Origin of the sequence: Embleya sp. NPDC008237 (assembly GCF_042956465.1) — a bacterium.
GTDB lineage: Bacteria > Actinomycetota > Actinomycetes > Streptomycetales > Streptomycetaceae > Embleya.
In genome coordinates this window covers 406,149-423,318 of record NZ_JBIBGL010000008.1, presented here as the reverse complement: position 1 = coordinate 423,318, position 17,170 = coordinate 406,149, and the positions used below count along the sequence as shown (strand labels likewise).

General features: G+C 71.2%; 15 protein-coding genes. 11 read left to right on the top strand and 4 right to left on the bottom strand.

Features of this window, described 5'->3' with window-relative positions; genetic code table 11:
• Positions 1 to 588: 588 nt before the first annotated feature.
• On the top strand, positions 589 to 3,024 hold the full coding sequence (locus ACFZBU_RS23020; protein ID WP_391585469.1) for a BTAD domain-containing putative transcriptional regulator: 2,436 nt from the start codon (positions 589 to 591) through the stop codon (positions 3,022 to 3,024).
• Between the two features lie 324 nt (positions 3,025 to 3,348).
• Here ACFZBU_RS23020 and ACFZBU_RS23015 read toward each other — a convergent pair whose 3' ends face one another.
• Positions 3,349 to 4,290: an SGNH/GDSL hydrolase family protein gene (locus tag ACFZBU_RS23015; protein ID WP_391585468.1), complete on the bottom strand. Its 942-nt coding sequence runs from the start codon at positions 4,288 to 4,290 to the stop codon at positions 3,349 to 3,351.
• Between the two features lie 411 nt (positions 4,291 to 4,701).
• Between ACFZBU_RS23015 and ACFZBU_RS23010 the strand changes: the two genes are divergently transcribed.
• On the top strand, positions 4,702 to 5,895 hold the full coding sequence (locus tag ACFZBU_RS23010; RefSeq protein WP_391585467.1) for a helix-turn-helix domain-containing protein: 1,194 nt from the start codon (positions 4,702 to 4,704) through the stop codon (positions 5,893 to 5,895).
• A 272-nt stretch (positions 5,896 to 6,167) separates the two neighbouring features.
• Positions 6,168 to 6,998, top strand: a complete 831-nt coding sequence (locus ACFZBU_RS23005; protein WP_391585466.1) for a MerR family transcriptional regulator — start codon at positions 6,168 to 6,170, stop codon at positions 6,996 to 6,998.
• An 82-nt stretch (positions 6,999 to 7,080) separates the two neighbouring features.
• On the opposite strand, the gene ACFZBU_RS23000 is transcribed toward ACFZBU_RS23005, so the two are convergent.
• A complete protein-coding gene (locus ACFZBU_RS23000) occupies positions 7,081 to 7,527 on the bottom strand; it encodes a MarR family winged helix-turn-helix transcriptional regulator (RefSeq protein ID WP_391585465.1) in 447 nt (148 codons plus the stop codon).
• A 101-nt stretch (positions 7,528 to 7,628) separates the two neighbouring features.
• Here ACFZBU_RS23000 and ACFZBU_RS22995 point away from each other — a divergent pair, with 101 nt between their 5' ends.
• Positions 7,629 to 8,000: a cupin domain-containing protein gene (locus ACFZBU_RS22995; protein WP_391585464.1), complete on the top strand. Its 372-nt coding sequence runs from the start codon at positions 7,629 to 7,631 to the stop codon at positions 7,998 to 8,000.
• Between the two features lie 126 nt (positions 8,001 to 8,126).
• Positions 8,127 to 8,501 carry a cupin domain-containing protein gene (locus ACFZBU_RS22990; protein WP_391585463.1) on the top strand — a complete coding sequence of 125 codons (375 nt, stop codon included), beginning with the start codon at positions 8,127 to 8,129 and terminating at the stop codon, positions 8,499 to 8,501.
• A 629-nt stretch (positions 8,502 to 9,130) separates the two neighbouring features.
• Here ACFZBU_RS22990 and erm read toward each other — a convergent pair.
• Positions 9,131 to 9,934, bottom strand: a complete 804-nt coding sequence (erm, locus tag ACFZBU_RS22985; RefSeq protein WP_391585462.1) for a 23S ribosomal RNA methyltransferase Erm — start codon at positions 9,932 to 9,934, stop codon at positions 9,131 to 9,133.
• A gap of 618 nt (positions 9,935 to 10,552) precedes the next feature.
• Positions 10,553 to 10,891: a hypothetical protein gene (locus ACFZBU_RS22980; RefSeq protein WP_391585461.1), complete on the bottom strand. Its 339-nt coding sequence runs from the start codon at positions 10,889 to 10,891 to the stop codon at positions 10,553 to 10,555.
• Between the two features lie 830 nt (positions 10,892 to 11,721).
• On the opposite strand from ACFZBU_RS22980, the gene ACFZBU_RS22975 reads away from it, so the two are divergent.
• From ACFZBU_RS22975 to nuoF, 6 genes are all read left to right on the top strand, one after another.
• Entirely contained in the window at positions 11,722 to 12,081 is a 360-nt protein-coding gene (locus ACFZBU_RS22975) for an NADH-quinone oxidoreductase subunit A (RefSeq protein WP_391585460.1), read from the top strand.
• A 94-nt stretch (positions 12,082 to 12,175) separates the two neighbouring features.
• Positions 12,176 to 12,796 (top strand): NuoB/complex I 20 kDa subunit family protein, encoded by a 621-nt coding sequence (locus ACFZBU_RS22970; RefSeq protein WP_391585459.1) that lies wholly within the window; start codon positions 12,176 to 12,178, stop codon positions 12,794 to 12,796.
• Between the two features lie 104 nt (positions 12,797 to 12,900).
• Positions 12,901 to 13,623, top strand: a complete 723-nt coding sequence (locus tag ACFZBU_RS22965) for an NADH-quinone oxidoreductase subunit C (RefSeq protein ID WP_391585538.1) — start codon at positions 12,901 to 12,903, stop codon at positions 13,621 to 13,623.
• Positions 13,623 to 14,960, top strand: coding sequence for an NADH-quinone oxidoreductase subunit D (locus ACFZBU_RS22960; RefSeq protein WP_391585458.1), 1,338 nt, complete (start codon positions 13,623 to 13,625; stop codon positions 14,958 to 14,960). The genes ACFZBU_RS22965 and ACFZBU_RS22960 overlap by 1 nt, the downstream gene beginning before the upstream one ends.
• Complete coding sequence (gene nuoE / locus ACFZBU_RS22955; protein ID WP_391585457.1) at positions 14,957 to 15,835, top strand: NADH-quinone oxidoreductase subunit NuoE; 879 nt, start codon at positions 14,957 to 14,959, stop codon at positions 15,833 to 15,835. Before ACFZBU_RS22960 ends, nuoE begins: the two co-directional genes overlap by 4 nt.
• A complete protein-coding gene (gene nuoF, locus ACFZBU_RS22950) occupies positions 15,832 to 17,169 on the top strand; it encodes an NADH-quinone oxidoreductase subunit NuoF (protein ID WP_391585456.1) in 1,338 nt (445 codons plus the stop codon). The genes nuoE and nuoF overlap by 4 nt, the downstream gene beginning before the upstream one ends.
• The last annotated feature ends 1 nt before the right edge of the window (position 17,170 follow it).

Genomic DNA, 17,170 nt, shown 5'->3' with positions numbered 1-17,170 from the left:
GCGCGGCCTGGCGCGGGGGCCTGGCTCGGGCCCCGGCGCGCGGGCCCCGGGTCGGGAACCGAGTCGGGCTCCCAGTCGGGCCCGGCTCAGGTCGTGACGGGGCTTCGGGTGCCGGGGCCGACTTGGTCCTGACGCGGGCTCCGGCTCGGGGTCCGACGTGGGCCCGAGGCGGGTCTGACGCGGGTTCGAGGCGGGCCGTGACGCGGGCGTCGACCCGGGCTCCGAGTCGGGTTCCGGGATCGGCAGTCGTCGGGCGCTCGGGCTCGGGCGGTTGGGTGCGGTGCCGGTCGGTGATGTGCGGGCCGGGCGTCCGGGTCGGCCGGCTGTATGGCCGGGTGGATCGTACGTCCGGGCGACCGTACGCCCGGGCCGGGCGGTGCGCTTGGTCTCGGTTTGCGTGCGGTGGATCGGTACCGGGCGGCCGGGGAGGGTGGATGGCGAGTGGGTGGCAGGACGACGGCAGGACGACGGCAAGGGCGTTCATCGAGCGTCGAGTGGGCGTTGAACGCACCGTGGGACAAAGGCCGGACGACTTCAGCCCCGGCCGCCGCTCGGTAGCTCGTGACGCATCAGTAAGGTCTCTTATCCATGCTGACGTTTCGTGTTCTGGGAGCGCTCGAGGCGTGGGACGGTGACCGACCGGCCGACCTGCGCGGCCCGCGCCATCGGGCCGTTCTCGCACGGCTCGTCCTGGCGCGGGGGCACGTCGTACCGGTCGACCGGTTGATCGAGGACCTGTGGCACGGCGAGTCGCCGCACCGCGCGCTCGGCTCGGTACAGACCTTCGTGTCGCACCTGCGCCGGGCGCTCGAACCCGACCGCGCGCCGCGCACACCCTCGACGGTGCTGGTGACCGCACCGCCGGGCTATGCCTTCCGGGTCGGCACGGACGAGGTCGACGCGTGGCGCTTCGAGGCGTTGGTACACCGGGCCGGCGGCCTGCTGGCGGCCGGCGCCGCCGCGGAGGCGCTGCGCGAGTTGACCGCGGCGCTGGACCTGTGGCGGGGGCCGGCATACGCGCAGTTCGCCGACGAACCGTGGGCGCGGCCGGAGGCGGCCCGGCTGGAGGAGTTGCGCCTGGTCGCGGTCGAACGCCGGGCCGAGGCCGGCCTCGCGATCGGGCAGGCGTCCGGGATCGTGCCGGGTCTGGAGGCGCACGCGGCCGCACACCCGCTGCGCGAGGAGAGTTGGCGGCTGCTCGCGCTGGCGATGTACCGATGTGCGCGCCAAAGCGACGCGTTGGCGGTGCTGCGCCGGGTACGCACCGCGCTGCGGGAGGAGTTGGGGGTCGAGCCGGGGGCGCGATTGCAGCGCCTGGAGGCGGACATCCTGGCGCACGCCGTGGAGTTGGACGCGCCGGTGGCGGTGCCGAGCGCGGCCGGGGTCGGGGTGGGGGTCGCGGCAGGGGCCACGGCGGAGGCCGCAGTGGGGGTCGCGGTACCGCCGCTTCGGGAGGCGCCGGGTGTGGCGCGGATCCACCCCTCGACTTCGTCCGACCCGGTCGGCGGGCAGATTTCCGCGGATGGGTCCGACCCGGTCTACGGGCAGGTTTCCGCGGATGGATCCGATCGGGCCTACGGCCGGGTTCCCGCGGATGGGTCCGACCCGGCCTTCGGTCGGGTCCACGGCCAGGTTTCCGAGCATGTTTCCGGTGCTGCGACGGGAGGCGGATTCGTGGCGCGCACGACCACCTTGATCGGCCGGGCCGAGGAGACCGCGACGCTGTTGGCCGCGGCGAAGCGCGTCGACGGGCGGCTCGCGGTCGCCTTGGTCAGCGGCGATCCGGGCGAGGGCAAGACCGCGTTGACCGAGCACGTACGGGAGTTGCTGGCGGCCGAGGGTTGGCGGGCCGCATGGGGACGCTGCCCCGAGTCCGGCGGCGCGCCGGCCGGGTGGCCGTGGACCCAGATGTTGCGCACGCTCGCGGCGGTGAGCCCGCCGGACGAGGAGACCGCCCGGGTGCTGGCCCCGCTGCTCGCCGACTCGTTCGTCCCGGTGGGCGATCAGGCGGCGGCGAAGCTGAGGCTGCATCAGGCGGTGGTGGGGTACCTGGCCCGAGCCGGCGCCGAGACGCCGTGGCTGCTGGTCCTGGACGACGTGCACCGCGCGGACGAGGAGACGTTGGCGCTGCTGTGCCACCTGGCCACCGACCGGGACGCGGCCGGGCGGGTGCTGCTCGTGGTCACGTACCGGCACAACGAGGTCGGTGACCTGCTCGCCGACGCACTCGCCCGGTTGGCGCGCTGCGGCCCGGAACGCATCGAACTCACCGGCCTGGCCCCGGAGGCGGTCGCCGACCTGGTGCGCGGCGCGGTCTCGGCGCCGATCGACGCGGACACCGTGCGGGCGATCGTGGACCGCACGGCGGGCAACCCGTTCTACGTCCTGGAGACGGCGCGGGTGCTCGCGGCGGAAGGGGCACACGCGGCGGTGTCCGAGGTCCCGGTCGGGGTGCGGGACGTGATCCGGCGGCATGTCGCGGGATTGCCGAAGGCCGCCCAGGAGGTGCTCAAGCAGGCGTGCGTACTGGGTCGGGACGTCGACGTCGACGTACTGCTGGCGCAGGGCGGCACGGACGAGGACACGGTGCTCGACGCGGTCGAGTCGGCGCTGCTGACCGGCCTGCTCGTCGAGCCGGAGGCGGGCCAACTGCGGTTCACCCACGCGCTGGTCCGGGACACGCTGTACGAGGACCTGTCCCAGCTGCGCCGAGCCCGGATGCACGCCCGCACGGCCGAGGCGATCGAGGCCGTGCGGCCGCGGGACGTGGCGGCGCTGGCCCACCACTACCTGGCATCGGCATCGCGCGCCACGGCGGCGAAGGCCACCCACTTCGCGCGTCTTGCCGCACTCGACGCGGAAATCCACTTCGCGTACCGCGAGGCGGCCGAGCTGTGGCGCGGCGCCCTCGTGGCCTTCGACCGCTCGGGCGTCGCGGACGAGGCGGCCCGCAAGGAGATGGAAGCGGGAGTGGAACGCTCCCTCGCCCAGTCGGGCGACCACGGGTACGAGGCGGGCGCGTAGCGCGGGCGGGTGGTTGCGCGGTGGGTGGCGTGCGCGGGCGGGGGTGGTTCCGGCCCGGGTGCGGGTGGTGCGTCGGTAGGTGTGGTGCGGGTGGGCGGTCGCCTGGGTGGGTGTGGCGCGCCGGCGGTGTGGTGCTCGGGCGGGTGTGGTGCGTCGGTCGGTGTGTGGCGACGCTTGCCCGGGCGGGTGTGTGGCGCCGGTGGTGCGTGGTTCGGGTGGGCAGCGGGATTCGTGGGGCTTTCGGGTTGTCCGCCGGATCCCAGGGGTCGGCCGCGCGCCTCCGGAGGTCGGTGGCGCGCGGCGTGGGTGTGCCGGGGCGGGGGGTCAGGCGGGGATGTGGGTGGCGATGATCGTGGCGTAGTTGGCTTCGCCGCGGCGGTTGGGGTGCAGGGGGGCGGCCAGGTCGGTGGGCACGTAGCCCTCCACCCACTTGGCGGCGGGGGCCTGGCACGCATCGTGGCCTGCGCTGGGGCCCGCCACGTCCACGTAGTCGGCGCCGTGTGCCCCGGCCTGGGCGGCGATCGTCGCGTTGAGGCGGTTCACGCTGCCCTGGAGATAGTCCGCGTCGACTCCGAGGACCGGCTGGTACGGCCAGCAGCCGCCGGGCTTGATGTACAGGCCGTAGCCGGTGACCACGACCCGGGCGTGCGGTGCGCGCTGGTGGATGCCGGTCAGGACCGCGCCGAGTTTGGGCGCGAACGCGTCGATGCGCTGGGCGATTCGGTCGACCCCGCCGGCCGTCCACTCGTCCCGGCACGGGGTCGCGAACGGGTTGAGCGTCGCACAGCCCTGGGCCACGCCCACCAGACCCACATCGTTGCCGCCGATGGTCAGGGTGACGAGCGTGGTGTCCGTACCGAGCGCGTCGAACTGCGGCGGCGCCTCACCCATGTCGACGCCGGCCAGGGACAGGTGCTGCGGCGACGTCATGTCGTTGCTGTCCGCGCCGCTGCACGTAACATCCCGCAACTCGGCGACGTTCAGGCGCGCCGCGAGCAGGTGTGCGTAGTTGTTGGTGGACCGGCCGCACGCAAGCGGCCCGGTGACGTCCGGGATCAGCGGACCCGAGGCCATCGAGTCCCCGAGCGCGACGTAGACCTGACGATCCGCCGCGCCCGCCGGCGCAGTCCCGGCGACCAGGCCGGCCAGGACCAGTGCGCCGGCCGCGATCGCCGCCGCGGCGCCGCGAGCGAATCCGCGCAGACGACGGCTTGGCTTCCGGGGACTGCTGTGCAGCCGACTCCTCGTGCGTGCAGCAGAGTTCATGACGACTCCCGCCGGTCGTGGAATGTCCCACGCGTCATCATGCAGACTCGGACAGAGCGGCTTAACTGGTGAGTAACACAGACTTTCCGGAGGGTCCCTGTGACACGTGACAACTCGCCGCGTGACCGGACGCCCACCACACACGGCGCTCGGGCCGCGGCCGGCGCAAGGGCCTTGGCCGACGCGGCGGATGGGGCCGGTACGGCCGGTGGGCCGGGTAGGGCTGGTGAGCCGGGTACGGCCGGTGGGCAGGGTACGGCCGTTGGGCCCGGCGCGGCCCAAGCTCCCGGCGCAGCGGGCGCTTCGGCCGCTGCGCCCGCGTCCGCCACGTTCGCCGCTTCCGGTGCGCCCGCCGTGCGCTCGTGCTCGGATCGAACGCGCCCCGCTCCGCTGCGGATCGGCGGTCGGCCGGTGGCGGCCCGATTGCGGGCCGGCGCGCCCCGGTTGACCAGGGAGGTGCTGGATCGGCTGCCCGCCGAGTTGCCCGCGTACGCGGCGCTGCCCGCCGAGGAACTGGCCGGGGACATCGCCGAGATCGTGCAGCACACGGTGCGGCTGTTCGCCGACGTGGTCGAGGGCCGGCTGGCGGCGGGCGAGGCGAACCTCGCACCGCAGCGCGCCTCGGCAGCCCAGCGGGCGGAGGAGGGCGTACCGCTCGACGCGATCCTGACCGCGTATCAGATCGGCGTCGAGATGTGCTGGCGGGAGACCACCGGCCAGGCACGTCCGGAGGAACTCGCCGACGTACTCGCCCTGTTCGCGGATCTGCTCGGACTCCAGCGGGCCATCGTCGCAGCGGTCAGTTCGGCCTACCTGGAGACCCGCCGACTGCTGGAGGGGCCGGAACAGAGCGGCCGACACGCACTGTTGGCGGCCCTGCTCGCCGGCGAATCCGCAGACACGGTCGCCGGCCGGACGGGGGTACGGCCGGCCGCCCGCTACCTGGTCCTGACCCTCGTCCTGGCCGCGCATCCGGACGAGGCCCGCCCGGGCCCGTGCGCCGCCATCGCCGCGCGGCGCAAGCTACGCCGGATCCGGCAGGCCCTGGACGGCTTCACCGGCCGCCCCGCGCTGACCGCGCTCGACCCCGGCGGCGGGACCGCGCTGCTGCCGGCGGACGCCGCGCCCGACTGGCCCGACGTACGCGCCCTGATCGCGCACGCCGCCGACGCGGCCGACACCCCGATCACCGCCGCTGCCGCGCTCACCGAGCCGACCGGCATCCCGGACGCGGTGGACCGCAATACCGAGGTGCTCCGACTGATCCGCAGCAGTGGCCGCGGCCCCGGCCTGTACCTGCTCGCCGACGTCCTGCTCGACTACCAACTCAGCCGCCCCAGCGCCGCGTTGGCCGGTCTGGCCGGTCTCCTCGCGCCGCTCGACCGCAGACCCGAGCTGCTGCTGACGCTGGAGACGTACCTCACCCACGGCCGCGACCGCCGGGCCACCGCCGCCACCCTGCACCTGCACCCGAACTCCGTCGACTACCGCATCCGCCGGGTGACGGGCCTCACCGGCCTGTCCCCGAACCGTGCCGAGGACCTGCATCGACTGAACGCGGCCTTGGTGGCCCGACGCACGTTGGCACCGGGGCCGGTGGCCTGAGGGGGAGTTGGGCGGGGGCGAGTCGGGTCGCCTCGCCTCGCCTCGGGTCGGGTCGGGCGGGTGTCGGGCCGGGGCAGGGCAGCCCGGGCCGGGGCGGAGGTGCGCGATCCGGCCTCCGTCCGAGGGCTCGGCCGGGGGAGCGCGGTTTCATGCGCGGTCCTCCAACCCGCCGTGCCACCCCGCCCGGTCGTCGACTTCGCCGACCCCACCCCGCCCGGCGTCGCCTCCCGCTTGACCCTGACACCGTGTAAGGCTCTGCGCTGGGAGGCGTCATGTTCAGCATCGGAGACTTCGCCAGGCACGGTCGCGTATCGGTTCGCATGTTGCGGCACTACGACGCGATCGGGCTGCTGCGGCCCGCCCGGGTCGACCCGGACAGCGGCTATCGCTTCTACGAGGCCGGCCAACTTGCCCGGCTCAACCGGGTGATCGCGCTGAAGGACCTTGGCTTCACCCTTCACCAGGTCCGGAGCATCCTGGACGAGCGGGTGAGCGTCGAGGAATTGCGCGGGATGTTGCGTCTGCGGCGGGCCGAACTCGCCGCCACGGTGGCGGCGGACGCGCTGCGGCTGGCCCGGGTCGAGGCGAGGCTCCGGACGATCGAGGCCGAGGGACGAATGTCTGCCGACGACATCGTGGTCAAGCGCATCCCCGCAGTCCGGGTGGCCGAGTTGACCGCCACCACCCCTGCGAATGCCGACGGGCCGGAGGGGATCGGGCCGATCATCGACCCGCTGTACGACGAACTGTGTCGCCGATTGGAGGCCGCCGGAGTTGCTCCGACCGGGCCGGGCATCGCCTACTACGAGGCCGCGCCGGACCAGGACGACACCGTCGTCATCCACGCCGGAATGACGGTGGCGACGGGGCCCCGAGCCGAATTCGGCTTTGCGATCGTGGACCTGCCCGAGATCGAGTGTGCCGCGACGTACGTCCATCGGGGCTCCATGGACAACGTGATGGCCGGCGTCCAGGCGATGGCCAGGTGGATCGATGCCAACGGGTATCGCTCCCTGGGGTACGCCCGGGAGCTCTACCTCGAATGCCCGGACGATCCGGAAGAGTGGGTTACGGAACTCCAGGAGCCGATCGCCGCCGGTTGAACCGGGATGCCGGCCGGATGCGCGCACGGCGGCGGTGGTCGCGCGGGTGGCGAGTGGTGGTGCCGGCACGCCCAGGGTCGTCTCACAGGGGGCGGAACAGGCGGGCCAGGTCCGGGCCGGTGGATGTGGCGACCATCGCGGTCAATACCCGGCGTACGGCCGCTACTTCGTCTGCGCCGACTTCCTGCGTCAACCTGGCCTCGTACTCGGCGTGGAACTCGCGTACCACCGCCAACATCGCAGCCCCGCCCGGCGCCAGGTGCAATTGCTTCGCGCGTTTGTCCGCGGGGTCCGGGCGGCGTTCGACGTAGCCGAGGGCGACCATCTCATCGATTACCTTCGCCGCGCCCTGTGCCGTGATCCCGAGTCTTTCGCCGAGTTGTGTCGCGGTCACCGCCTCCCGGTCCAGAGTGCGGAGCACGAAGCCGTACGACGATCCCACCGCCGGGAATCCGCGTTCCGCCAAGTGTGCGTGCAGCTCTTGGACGAAGGCCTGGTAGGCGTGCCCCAACAGCAGTCCGAAATCCATGCTTGACGCTCTCCCGTCAGATATGCTCAACTCTGGTTGCACACTTCAGTTGTACACCCTGGTTTTCTACCTTGGTTGGGTACTCTAACGGAGGAACCTTGATGCCTCTCATCAAAGCGGCCGACGCGCCGGTCTTCGAAGCCCCGCTGATGACCGCCATCGGACTCGCCGCCCCAAGCCGCGGCTCGAAGGAGAACAGCCTCTGGCGCTTCACCATGCAGCCGGGCAACCCCGGCCGCGAACACGCCGTTACCCGCGAGGAGATCTTCATCGCGATCAGTGGCAAGGCCGTTGTCACTCTCGACGGCGAAACCCGCGACTTCCACACGGGTGACGCCCTCGTCGTCCCGGCACACGTGCTCTTCGGCATCGCCGTCTCGGGCGACGAGCCGTTCGAGGCGGTCGCGATCCTGCCCGTCGGCGGTCAGGCGGAGGTGGGCGGGGACCTGATCGATCCGCCGTGGGCCCAGTAGAGCCGTTGCGTCCGGATCCGCCCTGCCGTGGGCCCGGTAGGGCAGTCAGGTCTGGATTTGCCGTGGGTCCGAGACCGCAACACCTGCTTCTTTCCGCCTTTGCTCTGCCTCCGGGAGACGATTGCCATGCCGTTCATCGCCGCCGCCGAAGCGCCTGTCTTCGACAACCCGCACGCGACCTTCGTCGGCCTCGCCGCCCCGAGCCGTGGTTCCACCGAGAACGCCGCATGGCGGCTGACCCTCAAACCGGGTACGTCGTCCCCACCGCATGCGCTCACGCGCGAAGAGATCTTCGTCGCGCTGTCGGGTCGGCTCACCGTCACCATGGACGGCGACACGTTCGAGGTCGAACCGGGCGATGCGCTGATCGTCCCGGCCGACACTCCGTTCGCCCTGGCCAACCACGGCACCGACCCGTTCGAGGCCGTCGTGGTCCTTCCGGTCGGCGGCCAGGGACTCATCCCGGGCCAGGAGCCCTTCGTCGCCCCGTGGGCCCGGTAGCGCCGTGCGGTCCCAAGGATCGCGCTGACCTCGGCTTCATCCGTCTCCGGGTGCGGAGCATCGTGGACGATCGGGTGAGCGCCGAGGGCTGCGCGGGATGCTGTGGGGCCTGCCGCCGACCGGGACGAGGGTCGCCGATTGCGAGGCCGCACCGGACGAGGACGAGGCCGTGGACGACACCACCGTCACCCACGCCGGCATGAGCCGATTACGCCGACCTGGGCCGGGCGGACGGCCGGCCGGACGGCCCGGGCGCGCGTTGCGTCGGACGGTGGTCGTGGGGCGCTGTGCTCCAGTTCCTTCAGTCGGCGGGATTCGCCAAGCGCAGCGGTCGAGTTCGAGCGTCTCGACCCCTCGAAGTCTCGATCGCTCGCCCGGCACGCCGACTCGGGGGAATGGTCCCTCCAGGGAATGGCCCCGTCCAGGAACAATCCCGCCCGCGCCCCCGGCTGCCGAACGCCGACAGCGCCGGCCGAGGGGCCAATGACCGACGGGCCGACGGGTCGGCGAAAACGCCGATCCGCCGACCTCGACACTCAGCCCGGCCGGCTCCCACCGCACCGACACTCACCCGCGACCCGTATGTAAGTGCACACCCGCGCGCGTGAGAGCCGTCGGGACGATCGTGCTCACCCGAGCCGGCGGCCTCGTTCTCGTCCCCGCGTACCGGTCGAACGCCACAGTGCGGCCCATTGGGTCGCTGTCAGATCCTTGGGCAGTGCGTGTGCCGGGACGCGCTGCTCCCGGAACCACTCGCGCAGCGCCGGGCCTGCGAACCGACCCGTCCGGGGCAGGATTTCGCGCAAACCCCGACCCGGGCCGGTGAACACCTTTCGCACCAACTCCTGGTACGAGTCGCGGCGTTCCTCGATCAATGGCGCGTCTCGGCGGGTCATCGACAGCAGCCCGCCGTCCACCGACGGCATCGGTCGGAACGCCCGAGCCGGCACCCGTGCGTGCAGGGTGAACTCGTACCAGGGCCACCAGGCCGCCGTCAGCATCGTGGCCCCGCCCACCCCCGCCCGCCGCCGAGCCACCTCCCACTGCACCAGCAATACCGCGTGCTGCCAATGGTCGGTTTCCAACAACCGCCGCAGCAGCGGCGTGGTCAGGTGAAACGGCAGATTGCCCACCACGGTGTGCCGCTCGCGCGGAAACCGAAACCGCAGCACATCGGCGGCGACGACGTCGACATGGGCGGGCACTCGTCGCGCCAACCGTCGAGCCCGCTGCGGATCGAGTTCCACCGCGGTGATGGGTCGCCCGGCTCGGCTCAGCGGCAACGTGATGGCGCCGTCCCCGGGGCCGATCTCGACGATCGGCCCGGTGGTACGGGCGACAAGGTCCTCGAAGTGTGCGATCACCGCACGATCGACAAGGAAGTTCTGACCGAGCTCATGACGTCCACCATGAGTGGGATTGGGATAAGGCACGAGGGGGCTCCGCAAAGGCAGTTCGGAGCCGGGCAGCACGAAGGGCCGCACCGGCGAAGGGACCCGAAGTGCGGCGGAACCAGGAGGGAAAGGTTCTCGGCCCGCCGCTAGAAGCGGCGAGTCCTCGTGAAAGCGGAAGCGAACATCCCACAACCCTAGCCGGCCCACCCGACTCCCTTCACCTCATTTCCACTCCGCCGACGCCACGCGCCACGGCGCCAGGCACCGACCTCACCCAAGAGCCTCACCCCGAGCCCACACCCCGACCGCTTGCCCACACCCCGACCCCGCGCCCCGACCCCTGCGCACGGAGCCACGGCCCTGGCAACCACGCCCCTCGCACCACGCCCACGGTGCGAATGAACGAGGTCCTGGGATGTTGACGGTCCGGCCGCGGGATCTTCCCCTCGGCCGGTGGGCTGTTCGGCCGGCCTGCGCCGGTCATCCGGAGTGCCCACCAGTAGCGTGCGGGATCCGAGGGCGCGGGCGGCGGGGGCTGCGGGGCGGTGCTCATGGGCGGAATGCTCACGCGTCACCGCGCGGCGGACGAGCCAGGGAGTTCGGTCCCCCTCCAGGGGTGAGCGGGATTCGGGTGAGCCGACCTGCCGGGCGCTCCGATCAGGATGCGCCGACCAACGCCACGGACTGGAGGATGACGCCGATGGCCAGGACCGGCAGGCCGACTCGCCAACGGATGTGGCGGGGGAGGACCGCGGTGAGGAAGAGGCTCAGGAGGGCTGCGGCGCCGCTGAGTTTGGCCAGGAGGACCAAGCGGTCACTGCGAGCGGTGGTGTCAGTCGGGCACGAGTGCTCGCAGGTGTCGGCGTCGACGGCGAGGGTCAACAGTACGAACGCGTCGACCACGGCCATGGTGAGGATCGCGGCGACCACCAGGACGACGAACGCGACGATCGGCCCGCGGCCCGCCTTGTGGTCTTCGTATGTGGCTTGGGACATGGCTCGACGCTAGGGAGGGACGGGCTGCGCCGGCATGAGCGTCCGTACTCATTTTCGGCGGGATGAGTAGCGCAGGTGGCAGTGGTGGAGGTGTCCACCCGTTGACCGTGTGGGTGGTCGGACTCGGGTATCGGTGCCCCCCTTCAGGCCTGGCGCAGCTACAGGCCATGGCGCCGCCTGCACGACACATGTGCGATTGCTGTGGTGGATGGGGGAGTTGGTGCAGATGGGTAGGGCAGGCCGCGCTACCCACCTCTCGACTCGGGCCGGCACGAACCGGAACCCACGATCGCCCCCCGGTTCCCCGCCGCCCCGGCCCCACCCCACCCGGCCCCACCCCGGCCCCTTCGCGGCCGCTGCGCACCCGGCGACACCCGGCGCGTCAGCGCCCACGACTTGATCGTCGACAAGTGATCGACGAGCGGCAGCGAGGAGAGCGGCCGGAGGCCGCCGGCGGCGCAGCCGCCACCGCCCGAAGGGCGGTTTTCCAGTGACGCTCCGTGTGCAACCAGGCGGATCGATTATCACAACCGATCATGCTCGGCCAAATTTGGTACCCCTCCGGAACGGGTGGTATAGGCGGATCCCATGATCAACATCGTCAGTGAGCGGCGGATCGTTTAGTCGGCCGAATTTCTCACCCTGTGTGATTTTTGTCGGCACGCAACCGTTTCTGATCGATCATCAGGTGGGGAAGATCACACCATGATCGTTCCCTACCCGTGTCGCAGATCACATCGGAAGGGGCCTAGGATGGGCGCCGTTCCGGCAGCTTGTGAACCCGGTCACATGCGTGACTTCGGGGGACTGAGAAGGGAGATGGGAGCGCGGTGAACCTGTACGCGCCGATCCTCGTGCTCGGGGGCATTGCCCTGGCCTTCGGAGTGGTCTCCCTCGTAATGGGGGCGCTCACCGGGCCCAAGCGCTACAACCGGGCCAAGCTCGAAGCCTACGAATGCGGCATCGAGCCGACCCCGCAGCCGATCGGCGGCGGGCGATTCCCGGTCAAGTACTACCTGACGGCGATGCTCTTCATCGTCTTCGACATCGAGATCGTCTTCCTCTACCCGTGGGCCGTGTACTTCGACTCCCTCGGGATGTTCGGTCTCGTCGAGATGGTCATGTTCGTTGCCGCGGTCTTTGTCGCCTACGCCTACCTGTGGCGGCGCGGCGGCCTGGAGTGGGACTGACATGGGACCGATCAACACCGTGGGACCGATGAGCCGAGACGCCCAGGCTTCCCCACAGGCTTCCCCCAACGACTGACGGAGAGAGGGCATCCGCGTGGGTATCGAGGAGAAGCTGCCCAGCGGCTTCCTGTTGAGCACCGTGGAAGGGCTGGCCGGCTACTTCCGCAAGGGATCCTTCTGGCCGGCCACGTTCGGACTCGCGTGCTGCGCGATCGAGATGATGGCGACCGGCGCCGGCCGCTACGACCTGGCCCGGTTCGGCATGGAGGTGTTCCGGGCCTCGCCCCGCCAGGCGGACCTGATGATCGTCGCCGGCCGGGTCAGCCAGAAGATGGCGCCGGTCCTGCGGCAGATCTACGACCAGATGCCCAACCCCAAGTGGGTGCTGTCGATGGGCGTGTGCGCGTCCTCGGGCGGCATGTTCAACAACTACGCGATCGTTCAGGGCGTCGACCACGTGGTGCCGGTGGACATCTACCTCCCCGGCTGCCCGCCCCGGCCCGAGATGCTGATGGACGCGATCATCAAGCTCCGCGAGGAGATCCAGGCGATGCCGCTGGGCGTCAACCGCGAGAAGGCGGCCCGCGCCGCCGAACAGGCCGCCCTGAAGGCGCTGCCCACCATCGAGATGCTGCCCGCGAGCGCGCGCCGAGGCGCGCACGAACTCAACCCCGGCATCCCGGTCGGCCACGGACCCGAGGGAGGCGCCCGGTGACCACCCCCGGCAACAACACCCCGAGCCCCAAGCCCGACTCGAGCCCCAAGCCCGACTCGAGCCCCACGGCCACCCCGAGCCCCACGCCCGAGGAGAAGGCGCAACTGCCCGCCCCGCGCGACACGCACGGCGAACCGAGCGGCGAACCCATCGAGGTCCGGCACGGCATGTTCGGTGCGAGCGGATCGGGCGACACCTCCGGCTACGGCAAGCTGGTCCGCACCATCGCCTTCCCCGGCGCCGCCACCCGCCCGTACGGCGGCCCGCGCGGAACCGCGGAGGGCGAGGGCGAATTCGACCTGGTCGCCGACGAACTCTCCGGCGCCCTCGCGGAAGCCGGCATCGAGTTCGACGAGGCGATCGAGAAGGTCGTGGTCGACCGCGGCGAAATCACCTTCCACGTGCGGCGCGAGTCGTTGCCGCGGATCGCGCTGACCCTGCGCAACGACCCGGCACTGCGCTTCGAGCTGTGCACCGGCGTCTCCGGTACGCACTACCCCCAGGAGACCGGCCGCGAGCTGCACGCGGTCTACCACCTGCGCTCGATCACCCACAATCGGGCCGTCCGGCTCGAAGTCTCGGTCCCGGACGCGGATCCGCACCTGCCGTCCCTGGTGAGCGTGTATCCCGCGCTGGACTGGCACGAGCGGGAGACCTACGACTTCTTCGGCCTCGTCTTCGACGGCCACCCCGCGCTCACGCGCATCCTCATGCCGGACGACTGGCCCGGCCACCCGCAGCGGAAGGACTACCCGCTCGGCGGCGTGCCCGTCGAGTACAAGGGCGCCCAGATCCCGCCGCCCGACCAGCGGAGGTCGTACAACTGATGAGCGATCAGACAACGACACCCCCATCCGCCGCGCACGCGCGGGAGACCACCGAGGGCCGGGTCTACACGGTCACCGGCTCCGACTGGGACGAAGTGGTCCAGGCCGCGGCGGACGCCGAAGAGCGCATCGTCGTCAACATGGGTCCGCAACACCCGTCCACGCACGGCGTGTTGCGGTTGATCCTGGAGATCGACGGCGAAAGCGTCACCGAGGCCCGGTGCGGAATCGGTTACCTGCACACCGGCATCGAGAAGAACCTGGAGTTCCGCAACTGGACCCAGGGCGTCACCTTCGTGACGCGCATGGACTACCTGATGCCGCTGCACAACGAGACCGCGTACTGCCTCGCGGTGGAGAAGCTGCTCGGCATCACCGACGACATCCCCGAGCGCGCGCAGGTGATCCGGGTCCTGCTGATGGAGCTCAACCGGATCTCCTCGCACATGGTCTGCCTGGCCACCGGTGGCATGGAGATCGGCGCGCTCACCGTGATGACCTTCGGGTTCCGCGACCGCGAACTGATCCTCGACGTGTTCGAGATGATCACCGGGCTCCGGATGAACCACGCCTACATCCGCCCGGGCGGTCTGGCCCAGGACCTCCCACCGGGCGCCGTGGACAAGATCCGCGACCTGGTGAACATCCTGCCCGGCCGGATCCGCGAGTACGAGCTGCTGCTCAACGACAACGCGATCTTCAAGGGCCGCACCCAGGGCATCGGCTACCTCGACCTGGCCGGCTGCATGGCACTGGGCCTGACCGGCCCGGTGCTGCGCTCCACCGGGCTGCCGCACGACCTGCGCAAGACGCAGCCCTACTGCGGCTACGAGAACTACGAGTTCGACGTCGCCGTCGCCGACTCGTGCGACTCCTGGGGTCGGTACCTGATCCGCATCGAGGAGATGAAGCAGTCGCTGCGGATCGTCGAACAGTGCCTGGACCGACTGGCCCCCGGGCCGGTCATGGTCGGCGACAAGAAGATCGCCTGGCCCGCACAGCTCGCGCTCGGCTCGGACGGGCTGGGCAACTCGCCCGTCCACATCGCGAACATCATGGGCACCTCGATGGAGTCCCTCATCCACCACTTCAAGCTGGTCACCGAGGGCTTTCGGGTACCGCCGGGCCAGGTCTACAGCGCGATCGAATCGCCCCGCGGCGAACTGGGCGTACACGCGGTCAGCGACGGTGGCACCCGCCCCTACCGCGTGCACTTCCGCGACCCCTCGTTCAACAACCTGCAGGCCATGGCCGCGATGTGCGAAGGCGGTCAGGTGGCCGACGTGATCGTGGCAGTGGCGGGCATCGACCCCGTCATGGGAGGTGTCGACCGATGAGTACGGACCTGGGCATGCCGATGCCCCCGCCCAAGCCGGCTCCGCCGTTCCCGCCCGAGGTGCGCGCCCGGCTGGAGGTGGACGCGAAGGAAGTGATCGGGCGCTACCCACAGGCCCGCTCGGCGCTGCTGCCGCTGCTGCACCTGGTGCAGGCCGAAGAGGGCTACGTGACCGGCACCGGCATCGAGTTCTGTGCCGACATGCTGGGCCTGACCACGGCGGAGGTCTCCGCGGTCTCCACCTTCTACACGATGTACCGGCGCCGTCAGGGCGGCGACTTCCACGTCGGCGTCTGTACCAACACGCTGTGCGCGGTGATGGGCGGCGACGAGATCTTCGCGAGCCTGAAGGACCACCTCGGGATCGGCAACAAGGAGACCACCGCCGACGGCGTGATCACCCTGGAGCACATCGAGTGCAACGCCGCGTGCGACTACGCGCCCGTGGTGATGGTCAACTGGGAGTTCTTCGACGACGCGACCCCGCAGTCGGCCAAGGAACTCGTGGACGACCTGCGCGCGGGCAAGGACGCGGTGCCCACGCGCGGCGCACGCCTGTGCACCTTCCGGGACACCTCGCGGATCCTGGCCGGCTTCCCGGACGAGCGGCCCGGCGCGGTCGACGAGGGCGGCGCCGGCGGCGCCGCCAGCCTGGTCGGCCTGCGGATCGCCAACGGCACGCACGCCGACGAGCCGCCGCGCACCGACGAGCGGCCGCGCACCGCGCCCGCCCCCCGAGGCGCGGCCGGACGCGACGAGCAGCCGCCCGCGCCCAGCTCGCACGACGCCCCGGCGCGCACCGCCGAGTCCGACCCGGCCCACCCCGCGCCGCCCACCGGGGCCGCGACCGACCAGGACGGGGACCAAGCGCCGTGACCGAGCCCTCCCTCCTCACCCCCGTGCTCTCCGCGAACTGGGACGAGCACCAGCCGTGGACGCTGGACACCTACCGGCGCGGCGGCGGCTACGACGGCCTGCGCAAGGCGCTGGCGATGCACCCCGACGAGGTGATCCAGACCGTCAAGGACTCCGGTCTGCGCGGTCGCGGCGGCGCGGGCTTCCCCACCGGCATGAAGTGGGGATTCATTCCGCAAAACGACGGCAAGCCGCACTACCTCGTGGTCAACGCGGACGAATCCGAGCCGGGAACCTGCAAGGACATCCCGCTCATGTACGCCAACCCGCACGTGCTGATCGAGGGCGTGATCATCGCGTCCTACGCGATCCGCTCCGAGCACGCGTTCATCTACGTGCGCGGCGAGGTGGTCCCGGTACTGCGCCGACTGCACAACGCGGTCCGCGAGGCCTACGCCGCCGGCTACCTCGGCAAGAACGTGCTCGGCTCGGGCTTCGACCTCGAACTCACCGTGCACGCGGGCGCCGGCGCGTACATCTGCGGCGAGGAGACCGCGCTGCTCGACTCACTGGAGGGCCGCCGGGGTCAGCCCCGACTGCGCCCGCCGTTCCCCGCGGTGGCCGGCCTGTACGCCTCGCCGACCTGCGTGAACAACGTCGAGTCGATCGCGTCGGTGCCGCCGATCCTGAACAAGGGCGTCGAGTGGTTCCGCTCGATGGGCTCGGAGAAGTCGCCCGGCTTCACGCTGTACTCGCTGTCCGGACACGTCAAGCGGCCCGGGCAGTACGAGGCACCACTCGGGGTGACCCTGCGCCAACTGCTGGACCTGGCGGGCGGGGTGCGCGAAGGACACCGGATCAAGTTCTGGACGCCCGGCGGCTCGTCCACGCCGATGTTCACCGACGAACACCTGGACGTACCGCTCGACTACGAGGGCGTCGGCGCGGCCGGATCCATGCTCGGCACCAAGGCGCTGCAGATCTTCGACGAGACCGTGTGCGTGGTGCGTGCGGTGCTGCGCTGGACCGAGTTCTACGAGCACGAGTCCTGCGGCAAGTGCACCCCGTGCCGCGAGGGCACCTACTGGCTCACCCAGCTGCTCACCCGGCTGGAGCGCGGCGAGGGCACCGAGGAGGACTTGGAGACGTTGCTCGACGTCGCCGACAACATCCTCGGCAAGTCGTTCTGCGCGCTGGGCGACGGTGCCGCGAGCCCGATCCAGTCCTCGCTCAAGTACTTCCGCGACGAATACCTGGCGCACTTCGAGCACGGCGGCTGTCCGTTCGACACCGCGGCATCCACCGCGTGGGCGAACACAGCCCCCGCTTCAACCGGGGCAGGAGCGCACAGCTGAC